We start from the raw sequence: 550 nt of genomic DNA on the forward strand, positions 1-550 counted from the left end.
TGTAGGGCGGGTAATTGTCCTCGGTCGCGCGCTGGGCGGATTCAGCGAGGTCGAAAAGGCGATCGAAGCCGATGGTCGAACGCCAGAGTGGTGAGAAGTCGTAACTGCGCATAGCCAGATCCTCCACGGAGCAAAATGGTTACGAGCGGCACCGGACACGACCGGTGCCCGTCTCTGGATTTCCCGAGCCCGTCAGGCGCCCGGAGAGCCGCCCTGCGGCGGCGACTCGAAAATTAGAGAAACCGAATTTGGTTTCAAGGGAGGCCCGGAAAATTTCAGCCCGCCGGGCCGTCTGGTTAACGGGCTTCCGCTGCGCCACCGGGGCGGCGGCGACATGAGGCCCGCTCCGAGTCTTTGCCCGTCGTCGGCCGACGCGGCGACATTCGACTTTCCCGGATTCTTCGTGTGGCACGACCGGTCCGTCGGCCAGTCGCTTTTCGCGTCCTACACTCCCCTTGAAACAAAATCGCCCCATCCTAGTTTTTGTGCAGCCACGCGGGAGCGTGGCGCCGGATGCCTCTCGGGTCCGGCAGACGCCATCGGGCAGAAC

At 63.6% G+C, this 550-nt stretch carries 1 pseudogene; it reads right to left on the minus strand.

Features of this window, described 5'->3' with window-relative positions:
• Window positions 1–112, minus strand: a pseudogene (locus WN73_RS11605) (heat-shock protein); the annotation flags it as partial.
• Window positions 113–550: the final 438 nt, after the last annotated feature.

Source organism: Bradyrhizobium sp. CCBAU 45394, from assembly GCF_028128655.1.
In the GTDB taxonomy this organism is placed as follows: domain Bacteria; phylum Pseudomonadota; class Alphaproteobacteria; order Rhizobiales; family Xanthobacteraceae; genus Bradyrhizobium; species Bradyrhizobium diazoefficiens.